Genomic DNA, 21,358 nt, shown 5'->3' with positions numbered 1-21,358 from the left:
CTTATTTGCATACGCAATACAAACGAGCGTTAGGAGCTGAAGATTAAGTAGTTGTTTTCCTAGACAGGCAGTCCGGTTTGTTCGAGCACTGGGATATGGACGATCTGCCTGACGAGCTCAAAGAAAGGTTAACGCTCCCTTTGCAACGATTTATTTATCAAATTTAAATAGAGGTGGTCACTAAAATGGATAATGAAAGTATTCATCATATGATTATTTTTAGCCTTCAACATGAGGCAGGTTCTGAAGCTGCGGAAGCCTTTATGCGCGATGCGGAGCATCAACTGACTAAGATCCCAGGCGTGAAGCAGTTCCGCGCTTTCCGGCTGAAACCAAATAACCATATGGATTACGGAATTTCTATGGTTTTCGACAGCCAGGAGGACTATGCGGCATATGCTTCGCATCCGTTGCATGACGATTTTGAGAATCTTCGTTGGAAACGGGAAGCGACGCGTGCCATGGTAATCGATTACGATTATTAAAGATAGCTTGGCGATTACAATGGCCCCCCGTTGCCGACAATGTCATTAAGTTAAGGTGTTGACCGAATATAAAAAAAAGAGACGGTTAAGGTTATCAAATAAATAACCTTAACCAGCTCTTTTTTTTGAGTAAAAATGAAAAAGTATCTGAAAAAAAATGAAGGTGTGTATCGTAGCACTAGAAAAAACGAAGAGATTGCGTCAAAAATGAGCATGTAAATTTGCTTAAACACTACCATTCCTCATATGAGAAATGGCAGCCGTATGAAGACTGAACTCGTATCTTCTGCATGAAACAAGCCATAGGCCGCGTAGGTGCAGTAAAAGGCTTAATTGTCTATTCAAATCGTGGTGTTCAATATGCCAGCAAGAAGTACAACGTCTCCTTGAAAAACACGATTTCGTATGCAGCATGAGTCACAAAGGTAAATTGCTACGATAACGCCCCAACCCCAATGGAATCCTTTTGGGGGGAAACTTAAAATGAAATGGCTTAATGATCATAAATTTAAGACTAGAGCAGAAGCTAAAAAGGCAGTATTCGAGTATATTGAGCTGTTTTTTACCAAAACGTCTTTTGGGCGGGCGCTCGCGTGCCCGACCGTTGAATAATAACGGGAATCATCGGACTTAGCGACCATACCTTCAAGTTCAAATTGTTTATATTCATTACAGACTTTCTACGATGCTTTAATAAATCGAAAACAATGTAAATGTATGCTACCGGATTTGATCTAGCTGCAATCTCTATCGGGAAATCGAAATTTCGTGGAAGAGATGGGTTTGTTCTTACGTCAGTCTCAACCGGATTCAACTATGAGCTATCTTCTCGAACAATTTGCTGGCGTTATTATGGATCTTGAATCTCCGAAGCCTTATTCTGGAATGCCAAAGCAGATCTTTAACCGGCGTAGAGCAAATTCCGGAGAACCGTATTTCGTTTTAACAGGAAATGCGAGAATCCCTTATAAGTTTTAATTTTCCCCTTCCGGAGAAGCAGCTATACTTCTAACTAAAGGGATAACCGGCCCGCAGCCAGCACGGAAATGTATTAACGATTACAATTCCCACCATATATTTAGTGGAATATACGCTATTATTGATCGTTGTATAAATCCGGATAAACCGAATCAAGAATGGAACCGATGGTACTTTAGAATAGAATAATGTATGATGTGTTTCAATTGATGTGATAGTCGAGGTTTTAGAAGAGGAACGTAGGAGCAAGGTAGTGGAGAGATGAAAATAGAGGGAAGGTCTTGTGGTCCGTAAATCATCATAAAGGATATTTCGTGGGAGCCTGTTGCAACAAGAGGGGCACAAGTGGGCTGTACATCTATCCTGAGTTTGAATTAGTTTCTATTGTCAAATGGAAATCCGGGGGTCTGTATTGCACTGAGCAACATTTGGTAAGATTTGGTATCTCTATGTATTCGTCTCCTCTTATAATTCCATCTGGTGCGTTCTCCATTAAACATTTGGAGCAATCTGTTGGTTAAAGGCTAAAGGAATGAAAATTAATTTAATTAATAAAGAAGAAGTCTATTTCTCAAAATCATGGAATTCTCATTCTATATATTTTTATGACTCTGCTGGAAACATAGTAGAATTTATTGCAAGGCACAACATCAAGAATAAATCAGGTCATGAATTCTCCAGTTAAGACTCTCCTACCTGAAGATCTTGAGTTCAAAATAATCCCTGGATCACCTGGTCATATGAAATTGGGCCTCGGTAAGCAATCTATAAACGAAAAGCGAGTATCTCGTTAGAAAGTTGATACTAATTACGACTTGATGGAAGCCGGGCACAACGATCGATTGCCTTTGTTTGTTAAAGTAACGAGCAGGAAAGCCCCGAATGTTTTAATATAATTGAATCCAACTAACTTCTGTCCGAATTACTTTGATTTAACCACCAATAGCGTCTATGGGGGAACATATAGTTGGTGATCTGAGCTATCGAAAGCTCCTTCTTGGTTTATTAAAGATTAGCTGGAGTAAATATCCTTTTTATGGTACATCACTTGGAGGAGAAGAACTATGTCTTATAAAGTAGAGGTTATTTTAGAAGCGTACCCTGATTTTTCAAAATTTTTACAAAACATGATCAAAGAATTCAATAATAAGCATTCCATTCATCATTATTACAAAAGAAGAGAAGGGTCTGTTCAACCAATCAACATTATGGTTAAGGATAACAATCATAATTGGATTGGCGGAATAACAGCAGAAGTATACTGGAATTGGCTTGAAATCAATTATATTTGGTTTCATGAAGACTATCGTGGAGAAGGATTAGGTTCAACATTACTTAAAAATGCTGAAGAAATCGCGATGAAGAAAGGTGCAGTGAAAGCGAAATTAACGACTTTTGAATTTCAAGCTCGGTCGTTTTATGAATTAAAAGGCTACATAGTTGTAGGTGAGATTAAAGATTATCCTCCTGGCAGTTCGTTTTATACGATGGTGAAGGTGCTCTAAGAAACATCCATCGAACTAGCTACGAACCGAACTATAGTCTATTGAAGACGCATATGTCCATGGATCTGACGCCACCACACCTACTGCTCCATTTCTTCTAAAGCTAAAGGGTGAGGAAGCTGGCTGGTTTTTTTAGTCAGGGCTCTTACAGCTTCATATGAATCGTTAAGGAAATCCATAGGAGATTTTTTGTTATGTAAGTATTCGGAAACAGAATAATCAGTAACTCCTACTTTTGAGTATAACTCTTGAAACAAAAGGAAAATTTTTCCCATTATAAAAAATGAAAAATGAACAAAATCCCATTCATTTAAGAAACAGTTTGGAGGGCACCATGTTATACATCCTTCTATCGGATCAACACGAACAACCATTATATCAACAACTATATATTCAGATCCGTGATCAAATTAGAAACGGGAACCTCACAAACGGTATGCGTTTACCATCTGTTCGTACATTGCAAGTACAACTCAATATCAGCAAAACTCCCATAGAAACGGCCTATCAAATGCTGACAGCGGAAGGTTATGTGGTCAGCAAACCCCGATCCGGTTTGTTCGTGGTTACCCCGTACAAGCATGTAATCGCAAGTATTCCAGATACGGAAGTATATGACTTGCCAAGAAAAATCACCTCAAATCCGCACATCCCAACTTCTGTTAAACACGCCGATTTTATAGATTTCGATCCTACGGCACTAGATCATGATGCGTTCCCCATACGAACATGGAATAAAATGCTGAAGGAAGCGCTAGAGAGCCATTCAAGCATGATTGGGAAATACGGTAATCCTCAAGGAGAGCAGGGGCTTCGTGCTGTGCTCGCCGACTATCTGCGGAATTCAAGAGGGGTGTACTGCTCGCCCGAACAAATCGTTATTGGGGTAGGGATGGCATACAGCATAGGAATCTTGACCAAACTGCTGAAGGATACTCGCAGTGTCGCATTCGAGGAACCAGGATATAATTTGGTTCGAGATCAATTCCTATTGAACGGCTGCGAGGTTTTACCGATTTCGGTAAATGATAAAGGAGTATCATTGGCTGCTTTAGAAGAAAGCAAGGCACAAATCGTATACGTCACCCCATCCCATCAATTTCCGACAGGGAGCATTATGCCCTATCCCGAGCGAGAACGCCTGTTAGAGTGGGCGATCGCGAGAAACGCTTACATTATCGAAGACGACTATGACGGAGAATTCCGTTACCTGGGTAAACCGATTCCTTCCTTACAAAGTCTGGATACCCATGGAAGAGTAATCTACATTGGCACGTTCTCCAAAGTGCTAACGCCAGCGTTGCGTATGAATTATATGGTTCTCCCTCCGAAGTTAATTGAGCAATTGTCAAACATGCCTCACGAGGTGTTGTATGCACCTTCGCGAGTAGAGCAGTGGGCTATGCAGTCTTTCATTGAACAAGACAATTGGTATCGGCATATACGTAAAGTACGAAACTTATACCGCAAAAGGCATCACCATTTGATAGGATTAATTCAGAATCATCTGGGTAAAAATGTCGAGATAACGGGACAAAACGCGGGGCTTCACATACAGATGGCGGTTAAAAAGTGCAAAACGACTAAAGAATTGATAGATTCGGCAGCAGAAGCGGGAGTGAAGGTCTATGACTTTCAAAAAATGTGGATGAATCAGCATCCCGTGCATTACCCCAAATTGTATTTGGGATTTGCAGGATTAAGTCTGGCAGACATGGAAACCGGAATTCGATTATTACAAAAGGTATGGTTCATGGAATAATGGTGCTGCACAAGGTCGAGACAATTATTTTCCTGGTTTCGATTATAGTTATAGGGAGGACTTGTTTAATATATTTGATGAATTGTAATATGAAGTGCGAAACCTAGAAAAACAAAGCCTCACGAAGGCTTCGTGTGAAATGGAAGTTATCACACCATCATTATGTACAAGTGAAACCAATATGAGCTACTCCCATCTTACCATAATTGAACGAGGACAATTAGAAGTGCTGCATCGATTGGGCTGGTCATACCGAAGGATTGAGCATGAGCTAGGTCGACATCCTTCTACTATCGCAAGAGAACTGTTACGTAGCGGCAATATGAAGAGCGAGGTTTATGCTGCTAAATCTGCCCAAGAAGCGTCCCTGGAAGCTTGCGCCGCTACCTTCATTAAATGAAAGATGCGACTATACCTAGCACTGAAAATGCATGCCTGATTGAACGGCTCGTTCGATGGAGGTGTCTTCGGTGTCGTGCTAGCCAATATCCACGTGGCACCTGCCCAACGGGAACAACTGATCGTGGTAAGAGTTTCTTGTTAAGCAGTCTAGAAGCTGTGCATAACGTGAATGTCTACTTTGCCGATCCCTATTCTACTTGGCAGAGAGGCCCTAACGAGAACTCAAACGGTCTCCTTCAGAAATTCTTTCCCAAAGGGAATAATTCCGATTCCGTCACCGATGACCAACTCGCCGATGCCATTCGATTGATCAACAACCGCCCTCGTAAATGTCTCGGGTGGAAATCGGCTCACGAAGTCTTCTTGGAAGAATTGTCGCACTTAGCTAGACAATTCGTCATTTAAATAAAATTAATCCTAAATTGGAATACGCAGTTTAAGATTTGAATGTAGACCCTTAAATATCATAGGTGGAATTCTTCCGATGTTTGGGTTTCGATGAAAGCTTTACACCTTTTCCGCTTGCAAGAAACACCCCTATCAGAATGAAAGCGAGTCCTGCGATCATACTCCAACCGATGTGTTCGTTTAACATCAAGGCCCCCCAAACCAGAGAGCATAAAGGCAATAGATAAGTGACCATGGTCGCGAATACGGGACCGCCATTTTGAACAATCCAGTAGAAGAGTATGTATGCTACCCCAGATCCGAAGATCCCTAGTCCGATCAGAACAGTCATATTCTGCGGCACGGCAATCTTCGAATACGAAATGGTTTCAAAAGATAGTGCGAAACCGCCGCTTCCTAACATTGAGAATAATAGGGTGCCGAAAGTTGCTTGGTAGGTGGATATTACTTTTAGAAGACGCTTTGAAAAATGAGATCCGAGCCCATAGAAAAGTGAAGCAATAATCATCGCGATAAATCCGCGTGCATCCACGGAAATGATAGAAGCAGGATTAAGGCCGAGTAGAACAATCAGGCCGATAATGGCAGCGCTTATCCCAATCCATTGCATTCGGAAAGAAACCGTTCCAAAGAATAAAACCCCCACAACTAGTGACCAAAGAGGAGTCGTAGCATTCAGTATGGAAGCCATGCTGCTTGTTAGCCTCATCTCACTGAAACCGATGATCGCCCATGGTATGCAAGTATTAACAAGAGCCATAACGCATACGGATACCCATGGCGTATTCTTGAACTGAAACGGTTTTCGCATCACGACCATAACGAGCGTGATGACGGCTAGCCCAAGAACAGATCGCAGAAATACGACTGTCCAGGGTCCGAAATCTTGAATGAGCACTTTGATGAAATAATAGGACCCTCCCCAAATGAGGCTGAGCAATAGTAAAACAAGAAAAAGCGATCGGTGCAATATGGTCATCCCTGCTTCCAGATAGATAGAAAATTCACGAAGAAAAGGTAGTAAACAAATCTTTTAATTCATGAAGCATAACTTTCTGATATTCGTTGCTAGCATGATAGAGCTCGCCGATCTCCCGATATATTTGGTTCAGTTTCCCCTTATAATCGGCTTTTTGTTTATCAGGATTGTTCTTTTTAAACCGATCCATCACGGCCTGAATATAGGCTGGACGCGCTCCCCATCTGCCTAGAACCTCTCCGGACACATTCAAGATAACCGCGATCGGCTGTGCTCGCCCGCCATCCGTGAGAAAGAGATCCATGGTCTCCATATGCTCCTCCATGAGCAACACTTCAGTCGAAATGCGGCTCTGCTCCATCACTCGAAACAGTAAAGGAACATTCCAGATTACGTCCGGGCACCAATCCGTGCATATAATCAAACAGTGCAGGTCGGAGCGATTGTTTAATGCGGTAAAGAATACTTTCTGTTCTTCTTGCGTCCATGTGAAATTCTCGTAAACGGAGATCAACTTTTCTTTGGTATTCGGGATATTACTGATTTCCATTGTCCGAATCTGCATGTCATCCATGAACTGTTGAGGTGAAATCCCTTGACCGATTATGTGTGTTAAGTTTAATCGTGCTTCCATTTCTTCACGCATCCTTTTGATTATTTTTGGGATACAGTGAATATAAAACAAAACTGACCATCTATAAATGGTCAGTTTTGTTAATATTTTAAAAGACAGAATGTACGAGCAGGATGACTGAGTGTTGTTCTTGCCACGTTTAAATCATGGTAGGGCTCTAAAGGGAAGATTCTAACACGGGGCGTATAGTTCGACACAATGCCTGGTTGGATCTGTTTACTGCTCCTCCAAAAGACTATATGCACAGCTCAAATGTCGCGTGTGCAGATAGTTCTTGTCATTCGCTTCGAAACTTCGCGCTAAATGGAACCCATCCAAATAAGGCCTTCTTATTGGGTTGGTGATTGGACAGGAGGATCCGCTTCGGTTTTCCATCGATTTATTCCTGTAAATACTTCGGTAATGGCTTGTCCTCTTTCAGTTATTGAATATTCTACATAAGTTCATAATGTTCTGTAAGAGGAGACACCCTATATATTAAGTAACTTTATTTTTATAAAGCATGTTTAAAAAAATAGCGTTCTTATGGGATAGGTGAAGACCTGCTATAGTTGACTTTGAGGAGATTCAATTTAATTAAGTCCTTAAATGAAGGAAGATGTTCAATTATGCAGGCGCAGATAAACAACACCGTTTGGCTAGTTACAGGTACTTCAAGTGGTGTCGGGAAGTTTTGGCAGAAACTGTTCTGAATCATGGGCATTGTGTCGTGATGACTACCCGGAATACCGAATCTCAAAAGGCGCTTGCGAATCATTTTCTAGATACAGCTCATTTGGCTACTGTTGATGTTACCGACCCTAAGGATGTTCTTAAAGTCGTTGAAGAAGCGGAGAGAGAATTCGGTAAAATCGATGTTCTTGTAAACAATGCAGGTATTGGTTATAGTTCAGCTCAATCTAACACCATGCTACCTCTAAGATCGGTTGCCTCTTTTATAGTACCTCTTTCACACGGTATTAAACATAAGCGGCTGTTTCGCGGTCATTGCGTTGATCCTCTCGATTCCGCTCGAGATGCATGTTTAAGTGACAGAGAATAGAGTATAACCTAATTCGATTTCGGATGGGTTCACTCGCAACAACAATACTCTTGAAGTAAAAGGGGAGAATAAGAGAATGAAAGTAGAAGTTTGGACAGATATGATATGTCCGTTTTGTTATATAGGCAAACGTCGTTTTGAAGCAGGTCTAGAGAAGCTTGCTCATCCAGAGACTGTAGAAATCGTTTATCGAAGCTTTGAACTAAATCCACATATCCAGGTGAACCCCTTGGATGATATTACTGGCATGGCTGCTGCTAGACAGGGATCGACTCGTGAACACATGAAAGCATTACAGGATGATATTTCAAAGCGTGCTGAACAGGATGGACTCAAATTCAACTACGATACAGCCAAGCCCACCAATACATTAAACGCTCATCGCCTGCTACAGTTTGCTATGCAATTTGGAAAAGCGGATGATGTGATAGAAAGGTTGTACCAGGCATATTTCACGGATTCTTTGTACTTGGATGACCTGAGTATCTTAGTTGACATTGCCATACAAGCAGGTCTGGACGGTGACGATGCAGCAGAGATGTTGGCAAGCGATCGATTTCATGATGAGGTAAGGGCCGATGAGTTGGCTGCAAGACGAGCAGGGATACGTGGCGTTCCTTATTTCGTCATCAACGACAAATATGGCATCTCTGGAGCTCAGCCAGCGGAAGTATTCGTAGAAGCGTTACAGCAAGCATGGAAGGAAGAGAACCCGTATATTCCATTTAAATCAACTTCTGTTGATCCTAAAGCTTCACTTTGTGAAGATGGGACATGCGAAGTATGAATTTGTATTAAATAGATTTTATCTAAGATTCCTAAATTATGGAGGAACATAATGATGCAAAAAAATAATAACGAAATAACGATACAGACACCTATGTATTCAGGATTTGGTCCTAGAACGACAGCAAAGGAGGCTTTACAAGGAAGAGATTTAAGTGGGAAAGTCGCCATTGTGACGGGGGGATACTCGGGTTTAGGTTTGGAGACAACACGCATTCTCGCAGAAGCAGGGGCTACCGTTATTGTACCCGCGCGTACATCAGGGAAGGCTATGGCTGCGGTCTCCGCTATTCCTGGAGTTGAAATAGAATCATTGGATCTTATAGATCCCTTCTCAATTGATGCTTTTGCCCAACGTTTTCTTGATTCCAATCGTCCATTGCATATTCTTATCGATAGTGCTGGGATTATGGCTTCGGACCTTTCACGTGATAATCGTGGATATGAATCTCAGTTTGCTACAAACCATTTGGGCCATTTCCAATTAGCAGCTAGACTTTGGCCAGCTTTAGTCAAAGCGGAGGGGGCTAGGGTAGTATCTGTTTCCTCACGAGGCCATGCGATTAGTGGTATTGACTTCAACGATCCTAATTTTAAAAATCGTGAATACGACAAATGGATTGCGTATGGACAATCCAAGACAGCCAATGCATTATTTGCTGTTGAGTTGGATAAGCGAGGTAAAAAATATGGAGTTCGTGCATTTTCCTTGCATCCAGGGTCTATTGTAACTGATTTGTCACGTCATTTGTCAGATGATGAAATGCGTGCGATGGGGGCGCTGGACGAACAAGGGCAACGAACTTTTAGTGAGTATAACGATGAGTTGAAGACAGTATCAGAAGGTGCAGCTACAATTGTTTGGTCAGCTGTGAACAAACAGTTAGAAGGCAAGGGAGGAGTCTATTGCGAGAATGTGGATATTGCAGAGGCCGTTCCTGCCGATAAACCTTTAGGACCAGGAGTTAAGCCTTGGGCGGTTAATCCTGAATATGCGGAGCAACTCTGGCAACTTAGTGAAAATCTGACTGGCGTTAAGTTTACTGTATAAGTAGTTATTGAGCAAGTTGTAATTGAGTTTCTGTCATACTCTTTGATTGAAAAACTAGTAGAGCGCTAACCCAAATGGTGATCGCTCTATTTTCACTATTGCGGATCAGCAGCTTGTGTTTATTTGTACGCTTAACTATAGAATGGTAAGACCATAATTAAAATTGCTCAGAACGAGTAAGATGATAAATGGAAGAAGCGTTTTGTTACGGCACGAAGATTATTTAATGGGTGAGCCGAAACTTTATTTGCTTGTCTAAGCGATAAGGAACACATACCTCTATATGCAAGTAAACCCTTTGGAGATCCAAAGGGTTTACTGTGTTCATTTTCATTTATTTAGTCACTGTGGATTACTTACTGGTTACAGTCTGTCCAGTTACAGGGTCTGTATTCGGATCCCAGTTCTTAAGAGGATCCATACGGAATCGTGTTAGTTCAGTGCTGCTAATTTTCCAGGTGCCATTCTCTTTTCTATACATTTCGCGGTATTGACCATACCCGTTATGTCCCGGATACGCATCCTTCGCGTCAGGGAAAGTCAACAAATCCTCCATGGCCCAAATACTCTTAGCGTTATCCATGTCGATCATATCAATCTCAGGCATATGCCCGTGGTGAACCGTAGGTGCTTTGCCCACAAGATCTCCAATCATTTTTCCATAAGCTTGCCCGCCCCCTGCAGAAAAATCCTGGCCTTGGGAAATAAGTGTGGCATCCGATGTAAAAAGATCCCCAAATTCCGTCCATTTTTTCTCATCGATAAAACGGAAAAAACGGGCTTTTAATTTTTTTATCTCTTCGATGTCCTCCAATCGTTGGGATTTTTGTTCAAGCTGAATAAGTCTATTGATTAGAATTTCTTGTTCATTATTTTTTGTGTTGGTCATATTATGTCAATCTCCTTCTAATTTTTGATAGAAACAAAAAGCACGATACTTTTGATTCAAAAGCTGATCATCTAAGTAAATGATGCTTCAGTCGCTTCGAGGTAACTATAGCAGGTATTCTAAATTTTCATAAGAAGGCTATTTTTATTAATATGCTTTATAAAAATAAAGCTATACGTCTAGCCTGAATAAATGAAGTGAAAATTGCTTAAATTGAAGATAGGCTATAACTTTTTTTAAAAAAACATATAAAAATCCATTCTCATGCGAAGACATTTGAAGACATTTGGGCGATGGCGATTTTCTAGATTTTCTACAATGATGGAGTGACAGGGGGGCTTAACGGGTATGCTCCATATATGGAACGTACAAGCGGTCAGCGGCGAAGATTAAGCAAGCCATCAATGCGGTCGGCATGTTCTGGTTAAGTAATATGGACATGGGTAAAAGCTGCTGGTCGTTTATTCTACCGGCCTTTATCTTCTTATGTTGTCGATCGGTGCATCCTATACCGCCGTTATCGTCGGTAATGAATGCTGATACCGTTCCTTTAGATATACATGATTAAAGGGAATTGAGGTTAAGTCATGTCGGTTGGCCCCGCGTAAATCCTAAAGGACACAAATTCATATGAATTGATCAGGAATTAGTTCTAAATTGTATGAAGTAGACATCTTAGACATCTGATATTAGCTGCCTGCTTCTTTTTTTATGAAGAATATTTAAAACGGAAGATGGGCAACGATTTCGATTGTCAGGAGAATAACATAGGTATGATGCTTTACTTTTATAAAGCATATATAAAAAAATTGCCTTCTTATGTATAAAATGAATACCTGCTATAGTTATCTCGAGGCGATTGAGGCATCACACACGCTGAAATCTTAAGGCGTGTGGAACAGGATAGTCTGAAATTAACTAGGGTATAGCCAAGCGTTTGATTCCTTGATGAAGTGAGGCTAATGAGCTGGTAGAGCGACGAGTAGGGAGCGTTGTGTTCCTCGACATATAAGTCAATATGTCATCTCCAGAGTTCAATTTTTATAGATCAAAATCAATTTTAATTAGAGAGCGGGAGTAAAAATGGATACAACAGTAAGAAAATTAGAGATGCTAGACACCTTCAATTACCGACATGCAACAAAAGAATTCGATCCAGAGAAAAAAATACCCGAAGATGATTTCCAATTTATTTTGGAGGCTGGTCGGTTATCTCCAAGTTCGGGGGGGAATGAGCCATGGAGATTTGTTGTTGTACAGAGTCCAGAATTTAGAAATGAATTAGCTCCACACGTGTCTGGTGCAGTGCGACAGCTTCCTACATCAAGTCATTTCGTTTTGATTTTGGCTAGGAAAGGTCTGACTTATGATTCTCCATATTTAGTCGAACAACAAACTCAAAAAATGCAAATGCCTTTGGAAGTTTTCAATAAAATGAGACCTGCTTACGAACAGTTTTATCATGATCTGCATTTAGATTCTGAAAGAGCTCTGGTGGACTGGTCATCCAAATCAACTTACATTGCACTTGGCAATATGATGACGGCAGCAGCGCATATCGGCGTAGATTCATGCCCGATTGAAGGCTTCGAATTAGATGCCGTGAATGACCTTCTTCAGAAGAGAGGGCTTCTGGGGGATGATGAATTTAGCTTGAGCGTCATGGTGGCATTTGGTCATCGTGTACGCGAAGCGCGTCCTAAGAAAAGACTCCCGATGAATGAAATCGTAAAATTTGTGTGACGTAACGTAGAACTAGATCGCGTTCTTCAAAAATTTCTCAAACTCATGTATATCAAGGATGACTCCCTTTCTGCTATGGCAGCAGGGGAGTTATTCGTTTTTTCATACAGAAATCGAGTAGCATAGCAGGTTAGTCAACTGTCAAACCTCTGAGTATTTCCCCCCTGAGAAGAAGCTTGTTTATTTGTGCGTTTTCGTTCCGCAGAATGGTCAGTCGTTTTTCGATGCGTTCGGTATCGTTGATCTGGCGATGATGCCCTTACTGCAATTTACATTGACGTCGCTCAAATGTATATCAGTCTTAGAGATGAAGTGATCCAATTGCATTTCTAAGCTAATTGTTCCGGAGGGGACTTTCAGTATGCCAAATCAAAGCTTGTTAAGAAGAATAACTGAATTTATTAATGGCCATTCTTACCGAGAATGGTTATTTTGCAATCTTGCTGTCTTATTCCTTATCTCTATATCACAAACTTAGGTCTGTGATATAGTTATCAAAAATAGTCCTTTTAGAGAGGAATTGTCGCCATCATGCATAAGGTAATCAAGCCTAAAGTGCTTTACTTCGGAACCTCTGTGGTGCTTATCAGTACATTAAATGAAGACGGTACACCCAATTTGGCACCTATGTCCTCTGCCTGGTGGCTCAATCAATCTTGAATGCTCGGGTTGAGCAGCAAGTCGCAGACTGTCCAAAACTTAATCCGTGAGCAGGAGTGTGTACTTAATCTCCCGTCAATCGATTTGATTCCTGCGATTAATCGTCTAACACTGTTAACAGGTAGAAATCCAGTGCCTGAATCGAAATTACTGAGAGGCTATCAGTATCAGGCTGATAAATTTGGAATTGCAGAGTTAACCGAACTTCCGTCACAATGTGTACGAGCGCCACGTGTCAAAGAATGCCCTGTACATCTGGAAGCCACATTAGTGAAGCTGTATCCATTCGAAGAACCGAGTTCCCTTGTCTCCATTGAAGTACGAATAGATAGAGTTCATATCGAAGATGACCTTCTAAAAGATTCTAATTCAAATCATGTTGATCCTTCCAAATGGCATCCAATAATTATGAATTTTTGTGAATATTTTGATCTAACCGAGCAATTATCCGTATCAAAATTAGCACCGGTGTTCGGATTGGATCGGTGAAATACAAAGAAGAATGAAGTAACGCCCTTTGGATATTCAGAGGGCGTTACTATATTCTTTTTACATGTTTGTCGCGGCATTACTTGCCAGACAATCTCAGGCATATATCCGTGGTGAACCGTAGGCGCTTTACCCACTAGATCCCCAATCATTTTCCCGTAAGCAGCCCCGCCATCTTTGGAATAATCCACGCCTTCCGAAATAATTTTAGCATCAGGTGTAAAAATATCTCCAAATTCCGTCCACTTTTTCTCCTTGCCAGTAACAGGCTCTATATTCGGATCCCAGTTTTTAAGAGGATCTATCTGGAATCGCGTCCTGGGCATATGTCCATGGTGGACCGTAGGTGCTTTACCCCAAACCTCCGATCATTTTCCCATAAGCTTGACCTCCCCCAGCAGAAAAATCTTGGCCCTGAGAAATAAGTGTGGCATCAGTCGTGAAAGGATTCCCAAATCCCCCACAATTTTTTAATCGACAAAACGGAGATATCGAGTTTTCAGTTTTTCGATCTCCTCGATATCTTCTGATTGTCGGAACTTTTGTTCTAGTTGAGTAATTCTAATTATTAAATTTTCTTGTCATAATTTTTCGTGTTGGTCTTAATATGTCAATCCCTTTCTAATTTTAGTGTGGAAACGATAACCAGATACTTTGAGTCATAAGCTGGTTCATTGATGATCAAATGCAACAACGCCAAGATAGTTTTTAGAGGAACCTACGGATTGTGCGGCCTCTGTTAGGGCAGACTTCAAATATTTGTTTCCTTCCTTACCTTTAGAAGACTTCCTTTGCCTGCGCTCTCATTATGTCTGGGTATAACTGCTGCCCAAGAACACAAGTGAGCCGCAGTTGGAAACTGCTCTTTAATGTTTGTTCCAATTTCAGAGCGCGAATTTAGATTTGCAATCATCGGGATAGGCGGCATCGGCAGCATTCATGTTCAAAACCAATGCAGCCCTTTCCGTCCAAGGTTTTTTGAGGTGAACGGCTTTTGCCAAAATCCATCCTGCATTTTATAAAGAAAAGCATGATCTACTAATATCTCAAGGATCCATTTACTTTGATGATTATCGGAGATGCAACGCTGCCATTAGGAAGTGGATATCGTTGTTATTCCAACACCGATCCCCTTGCATGCGCCTATGAGTATCAATGCGATGGAGCAAGGCTCTCTCTTTCTGTTAGAGAAGCCGCCTGCCGTTGCAGATTCTACTATCGAAGTGCAGAGAAGAACGGGAAATCTGTGTCAGGTGAATGTTTAAAGTCTATCCTGTGAGTTGTTCCTCTATGCCATGAAACAGCTACAAGAATGTGCGATCGAACCGAAATTTTCATTGACGAGATCGATGATATATAATTTGGATTTGATTCAAACATTTTGAAAGCTCACTTGCGGAGGCATAATTAAAATTTCTGCGCCTATTTTATACAAAGACTGAAAGAGAATTGTACATGTTTCTCCCAAAGGAAAAAAGGGAGCATAACTTTACTTTTCTAAAGCATATATTAAAAATTAGCCTCCTTATGAAAAAAATATATATCTGCTATAGTTGTCTCCGAGCCATTTGAATTAAAACTAAGGGTTTTTAAGGATTTATTCTTTTAAACAGTAATTAATCAGAAGGAGGGATACGTTTAATCCAAACAATCATGCATTCGTGAGGGGATACTGAGTCAACCAGTCACTTTTAAATTTGTAAAAGAGAGAAGGAATACTCGTGGCACAAATTCGAGTTCACAATACAAACGAGCGAATTGAAGCTGAGGATCAAGTGGTTGATTTTCTGGAAAAGCAGGAAATTCTGTATGAGCACTGGGATGCTGACAAGCTCTCGGAAGAACTTAAAGAAAAATATGCGCTGAGCGACGAAGAGAAGCAGCAAATTCTCGCGACCTACGATTCCGAGATTAAAGATCTGGCCGTTCGACGCGGCTACAAGATCTGGGACGTTATCACCTTGTCCGAGGCGACACCTAACTTGGATGAGCTTCTGCAAAAATTCGAAGCAGTACACACGCATTCTGAAGATGAAATTCGCGCCATCACAGCGGGCAAAGGAATCTTTATTATCAAAGGCACGGACGATACAGGTTACTTCGACGTCGAGCTTGAGGCAGGCGACGTCATCTCCGTACCGGAATTGAAACCACATTTCTTCACGCTCATGGACAACCGCAAAATCGTAGCAGTTCGCCTCTTCATCGAGACGGAAGGCTGGGTAGCTTCTCCTTACAACGATCCTGAGTTTGTGAAGACTAATGCCTAATTACAGCACAATTCATTCAGTAGCCTCTTACGTGGCCAGCTAAATGGATATAATAAATGATTTGAAATTTCACCACTGATCAGTAAAAGAGATTAACCGGGATAATAGGAGAGTTAATAATGAGTACATTTGTTTTGGTACATGGATCGTGGCACGGAGCATGGTGTTGGGAAAGAATCGTTCCCATTCTGGAAGAAGCAGGACATCGGGTAATTGTCATTGACTTACCTGCACACGGCAAGGACCATACGCCTCTTACCGAAGTTAACTTGAAAAGTTATACAGACTGTCTAAGTGCAGTTTTGGATAAAGAATCCGAGAAGGTCATTCTGGTTGGACACAGCATGGCAGGGGTAGTCATAACCCAAACCGCTGAGTATTTCCCTGAAAAAATTGAGAAGCTAGTTTATTTATGTGCTTATCTTCCGGTAAATGGTCAGACCTTGCTTCAAATTTCTCAAAATGAGAAAAAAGAAAAAGAATCTCCTTCCATTGTTATCATAAGTGAGGATCAAACGTTCATGGATATTAAAGACGAACTGATAAAGGATTCTTTCTATGGCGATTGCTCCGAAGAAGACGTAATTAAAGCAAAAGAAAAACTTTGTCTCGAGCCGCTGGCACCATTTTTTACCCCAGTGAATCTCACGGACGCAAGATTTGGCATGATACCTCGTGTCTATATAGAGACTTTAAAGGATAAAGCTATTTCTATTAGCTTACAAAGAGATATGTATACCGTGTCTCCGTGCAATCAGGTTATTACCATGGACTCAGACCACTCGCCATTCTTTTCACACACGGAGGAATTGTGTTCTCATTTAATTCAGTTAACATTTTAGACGAGCCGGTGAACAGCTTGGCGCAAATAGATAATTGAAAATTTCTTAGTGAAAGTTTGACTGGTGTGAAATTTCCCAAATAAGTAGTAATCGAAATCTGCACTCGCAACTAAGCCTGTCTAATGTTCATTGAATCGATGGTAAACAAGTAGAGCGCTAACCAAAATGGTGAGCGCTCTACTTGTTTATTTCTGGCATGAAACTTTACTTTTCTAAAGCATGTTTAAAAAAATACACTCCTTATAGTAAAATTGAATACCTGATATAGTTAAAGCCGAGGAAATTAGGGCCGCCTTAGTCATTATACTCTGGAATATTGGTAGGGAGTTAGGAGCTACTTTAAAAATTGAAAGGGAGGACGTACCATATGATAAACTGCAATTGTCCGGTTTGCCTGACTGGTGTTGTTGAGCCGGTTGGATACATAGAATTAAAAGAGGGACCGTTGGAATTCTGTTTTGGGCGATATCCATTGACGAATAAAGTAGCTATTCTAATCGGGCTATGTAGTCGGGGTAATTGCCAATATATTGGGTTGGAAACAGCTTCAGAATCCCTTGTTAATGCCAAAAGTCTTATAGGATCTGATTTGAAGATAAGAAAATAGATAGATCTAAGTATGAACTTATTGTCTGTGCCAAAGTAGGAAAGACAAGAAAACTTTATGTATGATGAAGTTCGTTTGCATTTAAGAAACAGAACCTCGTAGAAAAAATTCAATTATAGAAGGTGTAAGTGTTCATACATCATTACTGCCGGAGACGGATCATATGATTAGTGAACTAAATGGCGAAAGATATATTTTCAATGTTTTATTTAAAAGCAACCTAATGGAGAACGAATTCCTGCATTGAACTTTTTGAAGACCATTCATACCGAGAATGGTCTATTTTTTTAATTTATTCAAGTAAACAAGATACTAAGCAAGTATACATGCAGAAGTTATAGGCTATTGAACAAGCTCTGATATTTACCATATGGTTATGCCTCTCCCTGAAGGCATAGGTGCAAATAACCATGAAGTTGGCGATACAGGAGGCAGGGATCCGCCTTGAAGAAACAGATGTGATTAGCGCTCATGCTACCAGCACGAAAGTCGGGGATCGCATCGAAACACTTGCTATAAAAAAACTACTTGGAGCAAGTGCAGCTCATATACCGATAACTAAAAATAAATCGATGACTGGTCATTCAATGGGTGCCTCAAGCGTATTGGAAGCAATAGCCTTGATTAAGTCGCTTCAGAACAATATCATTCCACCGACAATAAACCACGATCATCAAGATTCGGAATGCGATTTGGATTATGTGCCTAATCGAGCAAGAGAAATAAAACTTAAAATTGGTCTATCTAACTCTTTCGGGTTTGGGGGACATAATGCAGTGATCGCCCTACAATCCTACATGTAATCATTAAAAAGGTTTGACGAGTAAAATCCAAGCCCTAAGCTGATTTCTTGTATCTAACTTAAACTTTAAATTAATGCAAGGTGCATAACTTTACTTTTCTAAAGCATATATTAAAAATTAGCCTCCTTATGAAAAAAATAAATACCTGCTATAGTTGTCACCGAGGCAATTGAATTTTCAATTACTATCCTGACGGAGAAGAGGTTGTTCATATATGCAGGCATAGAATCAAAATCTACCTCTTTTTAGTAGGAATCATAGATGATCAACAATTAAATATAAGACTGTGCTGTAATTTGGTTATCGATCCTAGCAACAGTGGCTGAAGTCGCGATAGTCGCAAGAATGCATAATCAAGCCCCCAGCAAGAACGTTTTCTCGATTCGCTGGAAACTCTTCGCAAGTAATGGATTTGGCAACCGGAGGGAGATCCGGTTAACACTGATAGGTAACAATGGAGACCATTGAAGCTATACATCGGCTACTTCGAAAGTCGAACTTGAAGCCGGCGACGTCATACCCATACCGGCATAAAACCGTATTTTTTCACGTTGATGGATAATAGCAAAGAACAAAATCCGACAGAGTTATGGCCTTGCGGGGCCATTTAGATGGTTGCAGCCAAAGATATGAAATTTTAAAGGTGATCCATACAAAGGATTTGCCGGGATAATTGGAGAGATAGTAATGAGTACATTTGTTTTGGTACATGGATCGTGGCACGGAGCATGGTGTTGGGAAAGAATAGTTCCCATGCTAGAAGAAGCAGGACATCGGGCAATTGCCGTTGACTTGCCTGGGCATGACATAGATCATACGCCGCTTACCGAAGTTAACTTGAAAAGTTATACGGACTGTCTAAGTGCAGTTTTGGATAAAGAATCCGAGAAAGTCATTCTTATTGGACACAGCATGGCTGGGGTAGTCATAAGCCAGACCGCTGAGTACTTCCCTGAGAAAATCGAGAAGCTTGTTTATCTGTGCGCGTTCCTTCCGGATAATGGTCAGTCATTGTTCGATGCGTTCGGTATCGTTGATCTTGGCGATGACGCTCCTACTGCAGTTTACATTGACGAGGCTCAAACGTACATTGGTCTAAATGATGAAGCGATCTATTCCCATTTCTATGCCGATTGTTCCGAAGAGGACTTTCAGTATGCTAAATCAAAGCTTGTTAAAGAGCCGCTGATCCCATCGGTTACGCCTGTCCAGGTAACAGAGGAAAGATTCGGTTCAGTACCTCGCGTATACATCGAAGGGCTAAGAGATAAAGCCATTCCAATCAAACTGCAAAGAGCCATGTATGCCAAAATGCCTTGCGAACAAGTCATTACCATGGACACAGACCATTCTTCATTTTATTCGCACCCAGAAGAATTGTCAGTTAATCTACTGAGTCTAGCTTAATTGTTGATGGCAGCTAAAAGAAATATAAAATGAGATTAAAGGAGAATGAAAAATGAGTAAACCAGTTGTTAATTATACTAAGGATCTTGTATGGTTCGACACAATGCCAGGTGAGCAGATGGCAGTGCGTCTTCACAGCAATCAAGTTGGCGGAGCACTATCTATCGTTGAAGCACGTGTACCGTCTCTAATGGGACCGCCGAAGCATTTCCATAACGAACGCGAAGAAACGTTTGAAATTCTTGAAGGCACTTTCCGTTTTCAAGTTGGCGATGAAGAATTTGATGCTACTCCTGGAACGAGTGTCTTGGTTCCCCGCGGCGTACCTCACGCTTGGGCTAACTTAGGAGCTAATATGGGGCGGATTCTGTTCATCTTCACGCCGGGCGGAATCGAAGACTTCTTCCCTGAAATCGGTCGTCATTCGCTAGAGGAAATTGTTAAAATCGCTTCGGAAAATGACACAGTGATTATTGGGCCTCCAATGGTTGTTTAATAATCAAGCTGTTATCTAGAACCTTACGAAGCAAAACTTAGGCGCGGAAAATGTCAGTGAGACTTATGCTGGCATTTTTCGTCGTTAATTAATTGAAAAAAAATTCAATAAACATATTATTAGCATTTAAACATGCCATTACGCAATTCATTAGTCATGGTTATAGATACAGTGGAATACGTTTAGTAAAGATGAAACAACAATCGGGAGGTTTGCTTATGGCAGTATCCTACTTGGATTTCAATTCTCCAAACGTACAATATTTCTACGATCTGAAGAACAATCGTACATTCACAAAGGATGCGAACAATTTTATTAACGCCTTGGGAATTCAGCAACTCAATACTCTGGGCAACGTATCTCTGCTCGACATCTACTTATCTAAAGCGAATGTAATCGAGCCTCATATTCATCAGAACGCCTCTGAGCTGGTCTATTGTATTCGAGGTGCAGCAGTCGTGTCGATTCTGAATCCATTTACCAAAACCGTGCTTAACTACAATATAACACCTGGTCAGGTAACTAATATTCCCCAGGGGTGGTTCCATTGGGAGATGGCTACGGAAGACGACACGCATTTGCTCGCCATCTTCGACGCACCAGTACCGGAATTCATCGCGGTTTCTGACTTCCTTAGGCTGGCCCCGAGAAATATGCTCGCCCACACGTATTGTCTAGATCAGGCGTTGGTGACACAGGCGTTAGCACCAATCAAGAGTACGACTACGATTGGTCCACCGGCCAATTGCGTGAATCAACATTTGCCGAGAACTGATAGTTACCCACCGCAGGTGGAGCAACATATGCAAGTCAATTATCCGGTATATGGGGCGCGGAAATCTTCATACCCCGGTATCGGCAACGGATATAATCAACAGGGATAGACATGAAAATATTTCCAAAAGGGCATTTTCTATGAATGAAAAGAGAGCGTTAATACAATTTTTCATAATATGTATAAGCCATGGGAGATACAATTATCTAGGTAAACCTACTGGTTCGTTTATGGAGCAAAAGTCGCTATAAATGTTATAAGCGAATTAAACGGCGAGAGATATGTTGATCATGATGTATTAAAAGCAACATAATGGAGAAGTTCCTACTAATAATTGAATTTACT

Annotated in this window: 18 protein-coding genes and 4 pseudogenes; 17 read left to right on the top strand and 5 right to left on the bottom strand. The window is 41.0% G+C overall.

Annotated features, from left to right (window positions below):
• Positions 1-185: 185 nt before the first annotated feature.
• From AC0YN3_RS16725 to AC0YN3_RS16705, 5 genes and pseudogenes are all read left to right on the top strand, one after another.
• A complete protein-coding gene (locus tag AC0YN3_RS16725) occupies positions 186-485 on the top strand; it encodes a Dabb family protein (RefSeq protein ID WP_475776141.1) in 300 nt (99 codons plus the stop codon).
• Between the two features lie 483 nt (positions 486-968).
• Positions 969-1,097, top strand: coding sequence for a hypothetical protein (locus AC0YN3_RS16720; protein ID WP_475776140.1), 129 nt, complete (start codon positions 969-971; stop codon positions 1,095-1,097).
• 1,430 nt (positions 1,098-2,527) lie between these two features.
• The gene (locus tag AC0YN3_RS16715; protein WP_475776139.1) at positions 2,528-2,968 is read left to right on the top strand and encodes a GNAT family N-acetyltransferase; all 441 of its coding nucleotides are present in this window, start codon (positions 2,528-2,530) and stop codon (positions 2,966-2,968) included.
• Positions 2,969-3,302: 334 nt separating this feature from the next.
• Positions 3,303-4,730, top strand: a complete 1,428-nt coding sequence (gene pdxR, locus AC0YN3_RS16710; protein WP_475776138.1) for a MocR-like pyridoxine biosynthesis transcription factor PdxR — start codon at positions 3,303-3,305, stop codon at positions 4,728-4,730.
• 181 nt (positions 4,731-4,911) lie between these two features.
• Positions 4,912-5,537 (top strand): annotated as a pseudogene (locus tag AC0YN3_RS16705) (IS30 family transposase).
• A gap of 52 nt (positions 5,538-5,589) precedes the next feature.
• Here AC0YN3_RS16705 and AC0YN3_RS16700 read toward each other — a convergent pair.
• Together AC0YN3_RS16700 and AC0YN3_RS16695 are read right to left on the bottom strand one after the other, a co-directional pair.
• On the bottom strand, positions 5,590-6,519 hold the full coding sequence (locus tag AC0YN3_RS16700) for a DMT family transporter (protein ID WP_475776137.1): 930 nt from the start codon (positions 6,517-6,519) through the stop codon (positions 5,590-5,592).
• Between the two features lie 25 nt (positions 6,520-6,544).
• Entirely contained in the window at positions 6,545-7,153 is a 609-nt protein-coding gene (locus AC0YN3_RS16695; RefSeq protein ID WP_475776136.1) for a thioredoxin family protein, read from the bottom strand.
• Between the two features lie 598 nt (positions 7,154-7,751).
• Between AC0YN3_RS16695 and AC0YN3_RS16690 the strand changes: the two genes are divergently transcribed.
• The 3 genes from AC0YN3_RS16690 (at position 7,752) to AC0YN3_RS16680 (ending at position 10,032) form a co-directional block, all read left to right on the top strand.
• Complete coding sequence (locus AC0YN3_RS16690; protein ID WP_475776135.1) at positions 7,752-8,195, top strand: SDR family NAD(P)-dependent oxidoreductase; 444 nt, start codon at positions 7,752-7,754, stop codon at positions 8,193-8,195.
• A gap of 76 nt (positions 8,196-8,271) precedes the next feature.
• Positions 8,272-8,982 carry a DsbA family oxidoreductase gene (locus AC0YN3_RS16685; RefSeq protein ID WP_475776134.1) on the top strand — a complete coding sequence of 237 codons (711 nt, stop codon included), beginning with the start codon at positions 8,272-8,274 and terminating at the stop codon, positions 8,980-8,982.
• 54 nt (positions 8,983-9,036) lie between these two features.
• Positions 9,037-10,032, top strand: coding sequence for an oxidoreductase (locus AC0YN3_RS16680; protein WP_475776526.1), 996 nt, complete (start codon positions 9,037-9,039; stop codon positions 10,030-10,032).
• A 352-nt stretch (positions 10,033-10,384) separates the two neighbouring features.
• Here the strand turns inward: AC0YN3_RS16680 and AC0YN3_RS16675 are convergent, their stop codons facing one another.
• Positions 10,385-10,921, bottom strand: coding sequence for a nuclear transport factor 2 family protein (locus AC0YN3_RS16675; RefSeq protein ID WP_475776133.1), 537 nt, complete (start codon positions 10,919-10,921; stop codon positions 10,385-10,387).
• A 1,083-nt stretch (positions 10,922-12,004) separates the two neighbouring features.
• Between AC0YN3_RS16675 and AC0YN3_RS16670 the strand changes: the two genes are divergently transcribed.
• Both AC0YN3_RS16670 and AC0YN3_RS16665 read left to right on the top strand, forming a co-directional pair.
• Positions 12,005-12,664: an NAD(P)H-dependent oxidoreductase gene (locus AC0YN3_RS16670; protein ID WP_475776132.1), complete on the top strand. Its 660-nt coding sequence runs from the start codon at positions 12,005-12,007 to the stop codon at positions 12,662-12,664.
• Positions 12,665-13,195: 531 nt separating this feature from the next.
• Positions 13,196-13,813: pseudogene (locus AC0YN3_RS16665) on the top strand (flavin reductase family protein).
• On the opposite strand, the gene AC0YN3_RS16660 reads toward AC0YN3_RS16665, so the two are convergent.
• Both AC0YN3_RS16660 and AC0YN3_RS16655 read right to left on the bottom strand, forming a co-directional pair.
• Positions 13,699-14,139 (bottom strand): nuclear transport factor 2 family protein, encoded by a 441-nt coding sequence (locus tag AC0YN3_RS16660; RefSeq protein WP_475776550.1) that lies wholly within the window; start codon positions 14,137-14,139, stop codon positions 13,699-13,701. The pseudogene AC0YN3_RS16665 and the gene AC0YN3_RS16660 overlap by 115 nt on opposite strands.
• Before the next feature lie 425 nt (positions 14,140-14,564).
• Positions 14,565-14,726 (bottom strand): transposase, encoded by a 162-nt coding sequence (locus AC0YN3_RS16655; RefSeq protein WP_475776525.1) that lies wholly within the window; start codon positions 14,724-14,726, stop codon positions 14,565-14,567.
• A gap of 808 nt (positions 14,727-15,534) precedes the next feature.
• Between AC0YN3_RS16655 and AC0YN3_RS16650 the strand changes: the two genes are divergently transcribed.
• From AC0YN3_RS16650 to AC0YN3_RS16620, 7 genes and pseudogenes are all read left to right on the top strand, one after another.
• The gene (locus AC0YN3_RS16650; RefSeq protein WP_475776131.1) at positions 15,535-16,083 is read left to right on the top strand and encodes a 1,2-dihydroxy-3-keto-5-methylthiopentene dioxygenase; all 549 of its coding nucleotides are present in this window, start codon (positions 15,535-15,537) and stop codon (positions 16,081-16,083) included.
• A 119-nt stretch (positions 16,084-16,202) separates the two neighbouring features.
• The gene (locus AC0YN3_RS16645; protein WP_183570901.1) at positions 16,203-16,925 is read left to right on the top strand and encodes an alpha/beta fold hydrolase; all 723 of its coding nucleotides are present in this window, start codon (positions 16,203-16,205) and stop codon (positions 16,923-16,925) included.
• 923 nt (positions 16,926-17,848) lie between these two features.
• A pseudogene (locus tag AC0YN3_RS16640) lies at positions 17,849-18,335 on the top strand (beta-ketoacyl-[acyl-carrier-protein] synthase family protein); the annotation flags it as partial.
• Positions 18,336-19,022: 687 nt separating this feature from the next.
• Complete coding sequence (locus AC0YN3_RS16635) at positions 19,023-19,742, top strand: alpha/beta fold hydrolase (protein ID WP_475776130.1); 720 nt, start codon at positions 19,023-19,025, stop codon at positions 19,740-19,742.
• Between the two features lie 52 nt (positions 19,743-19,794).
• Positions 19,795-20,238 (top strand): cupin domain-containing protein, encoded by a 444-nt coding sequence (locus AC0YN3_RS16630; RefSeq protein WP_475776129.1) that lies wholly within the window; start codon positions 19,795-19,797, stop codon positions 20,236-20,238.
• 218 nt (positions 20,239-20,456) lie between these two features.
• On the top strand, positions 20,457-21,122 hold the full coding sequence (locus tag AC0YN3_RS16625; RefSeq protein ID WP_183571644.1) for a cupin domain-containing protein: 666 nt from the start codon (positions 20,457-20,459) through the stop codon (positions 21,120-21,122).
• Positions 21,123-21,245: 123 nt separating this feature from the next.
• Positions 21,246-21,326, top strand: a pseudogene (locus tag AC0YN3_RS16620) (pyridine nucleotide-disulfide oxidoreductase); the annotation flags it as partial.
• Positions 21,327-21,358 lie beyond the last annotated feature (32 nt).

The sequence above is a fragment of the Paenibacillus sp. J22R232 genome, from assembly GCF_056269165.1.
This window is presented reverse-complemented; position numbering and strand designations above follow the sequence as displayed.

Bases quoted from the DNA above. Each gene is read 5' to 3' on its own strand.
- AC0YN3_RS16725 (WP_475776141.1), top strand. From the start codon at position 186: ATGGATAATGAAAGTATTCATCATATGATTATTTTTAGCCTTCAACAT.
- AC0YN3_RS16720 (WP_475776140.1), top strand. From the start codon at position 969: ATGAAATGGCTTAATGATCATAAATTTAAGACTAGAGCAGAAGCTAAA.
- AC0YN3_RS16715 (WP_475776139.1), top strand. From the start codon at position 2,528: ATGTCTTATAAAGTAGAGGTTATTTTAGAAGCGTACCCTGATTTTTCA.
- pdxR (WP_475776138.1), top strand. From the start codon at position 3,303: ATGTTATACATCCTTCTATCGGATCAACACGAACAACCATTATATCAA.
- AC0YN3_RS16700 (WP_475776137.1), bottom strand. From the start codon at position 6,519: ATGACCATATTGCACCGATCGCTTTTTCTTGTTTTACTATTGCTCAGC.
- AC0YN3_RS16695 (WP_475776136.1), bottom strand. From the start codon at position 7,153: ATGGAAGCACGATTAAACTTAACACACATAATCGGTCAAGGGATTTCA.
- AC0YN3_RS16690 (WP_475776135.1), top strand. From the start codon at position 7,752: ATGTTCAATTATGCAGGCGCAGATAAACAACACCGTTTGGCTAGTTAC.
- AC0YN3_RS16685 (WP_475776134.1), top strand. From the start codon at position 8,272: ATGAAAGTAGAAGTTTGGACAGATATGATATGTCCGTTTTGTTATATA.
- AC0YN3_RS16680 (WP_475776526.1), top strand. From the start codon at position 9,037: ATGCAAAAAAATAATAACGAAATAACGATACAGACACCTATGTATTCA.
- AC0YN3_RS16675 (WP_475776133.1), bottom strand. From the start codon at position 10,921: ATGACCAACACAAAAAATAATGAACAAGAAATTCTAATCAATAGACTT.
- AC0YN3_RS16670 (WP_475776132.1), top strand. From the start codon at position 12,005: ATGGATACAACAGTAAGAAAATTAGAGATGCTAGACACCTTCAATTAC.
- AC0YN3_RS16660 (WP_475776550.1), bottom strand. From the start codon at position 14,139: ATGCCCAGGACGCGATTCCAGATAGATCCTCTTAAAAACTGGGATCCG.
- AC0YN3_RS16655 (WP_475776525.1), bottom strand. From the start codon at position 14,726: ATGATTGCAAATCTAAATTCGCGCTCTGAAATTGGAACAAACATTAAA.
- AC0YN3_RS16645 (WP_183570901.1), top strand. From the start codon at position 16,203: ATGAGTACATTTGTTTTGGTACATGGATCGTGGCACGGAGCATGGTGT.
- AC0YN3_RS16635 (WP_475776130.1), top strand. From the start codon at position 19,023: ATGAGTACATTTGTTTTGGTACATGGATCGTGGCACGGAGCATGGTGT.
- AC0YN3_RS16630 (WP_475776129.1), top strand. From the start codon at position 19,795: ATGAGTAAACCAGTTGTTAATTATACTAAGGATCTTGTATGGTTCGAC.
- AC0YN3_RS16625 (WP_183571644.1), top strand. From the start codon at position 20,457: ATGGCAGTATCCTACTTGGATTTCAATTCTCCAAACGTACAATATTTC.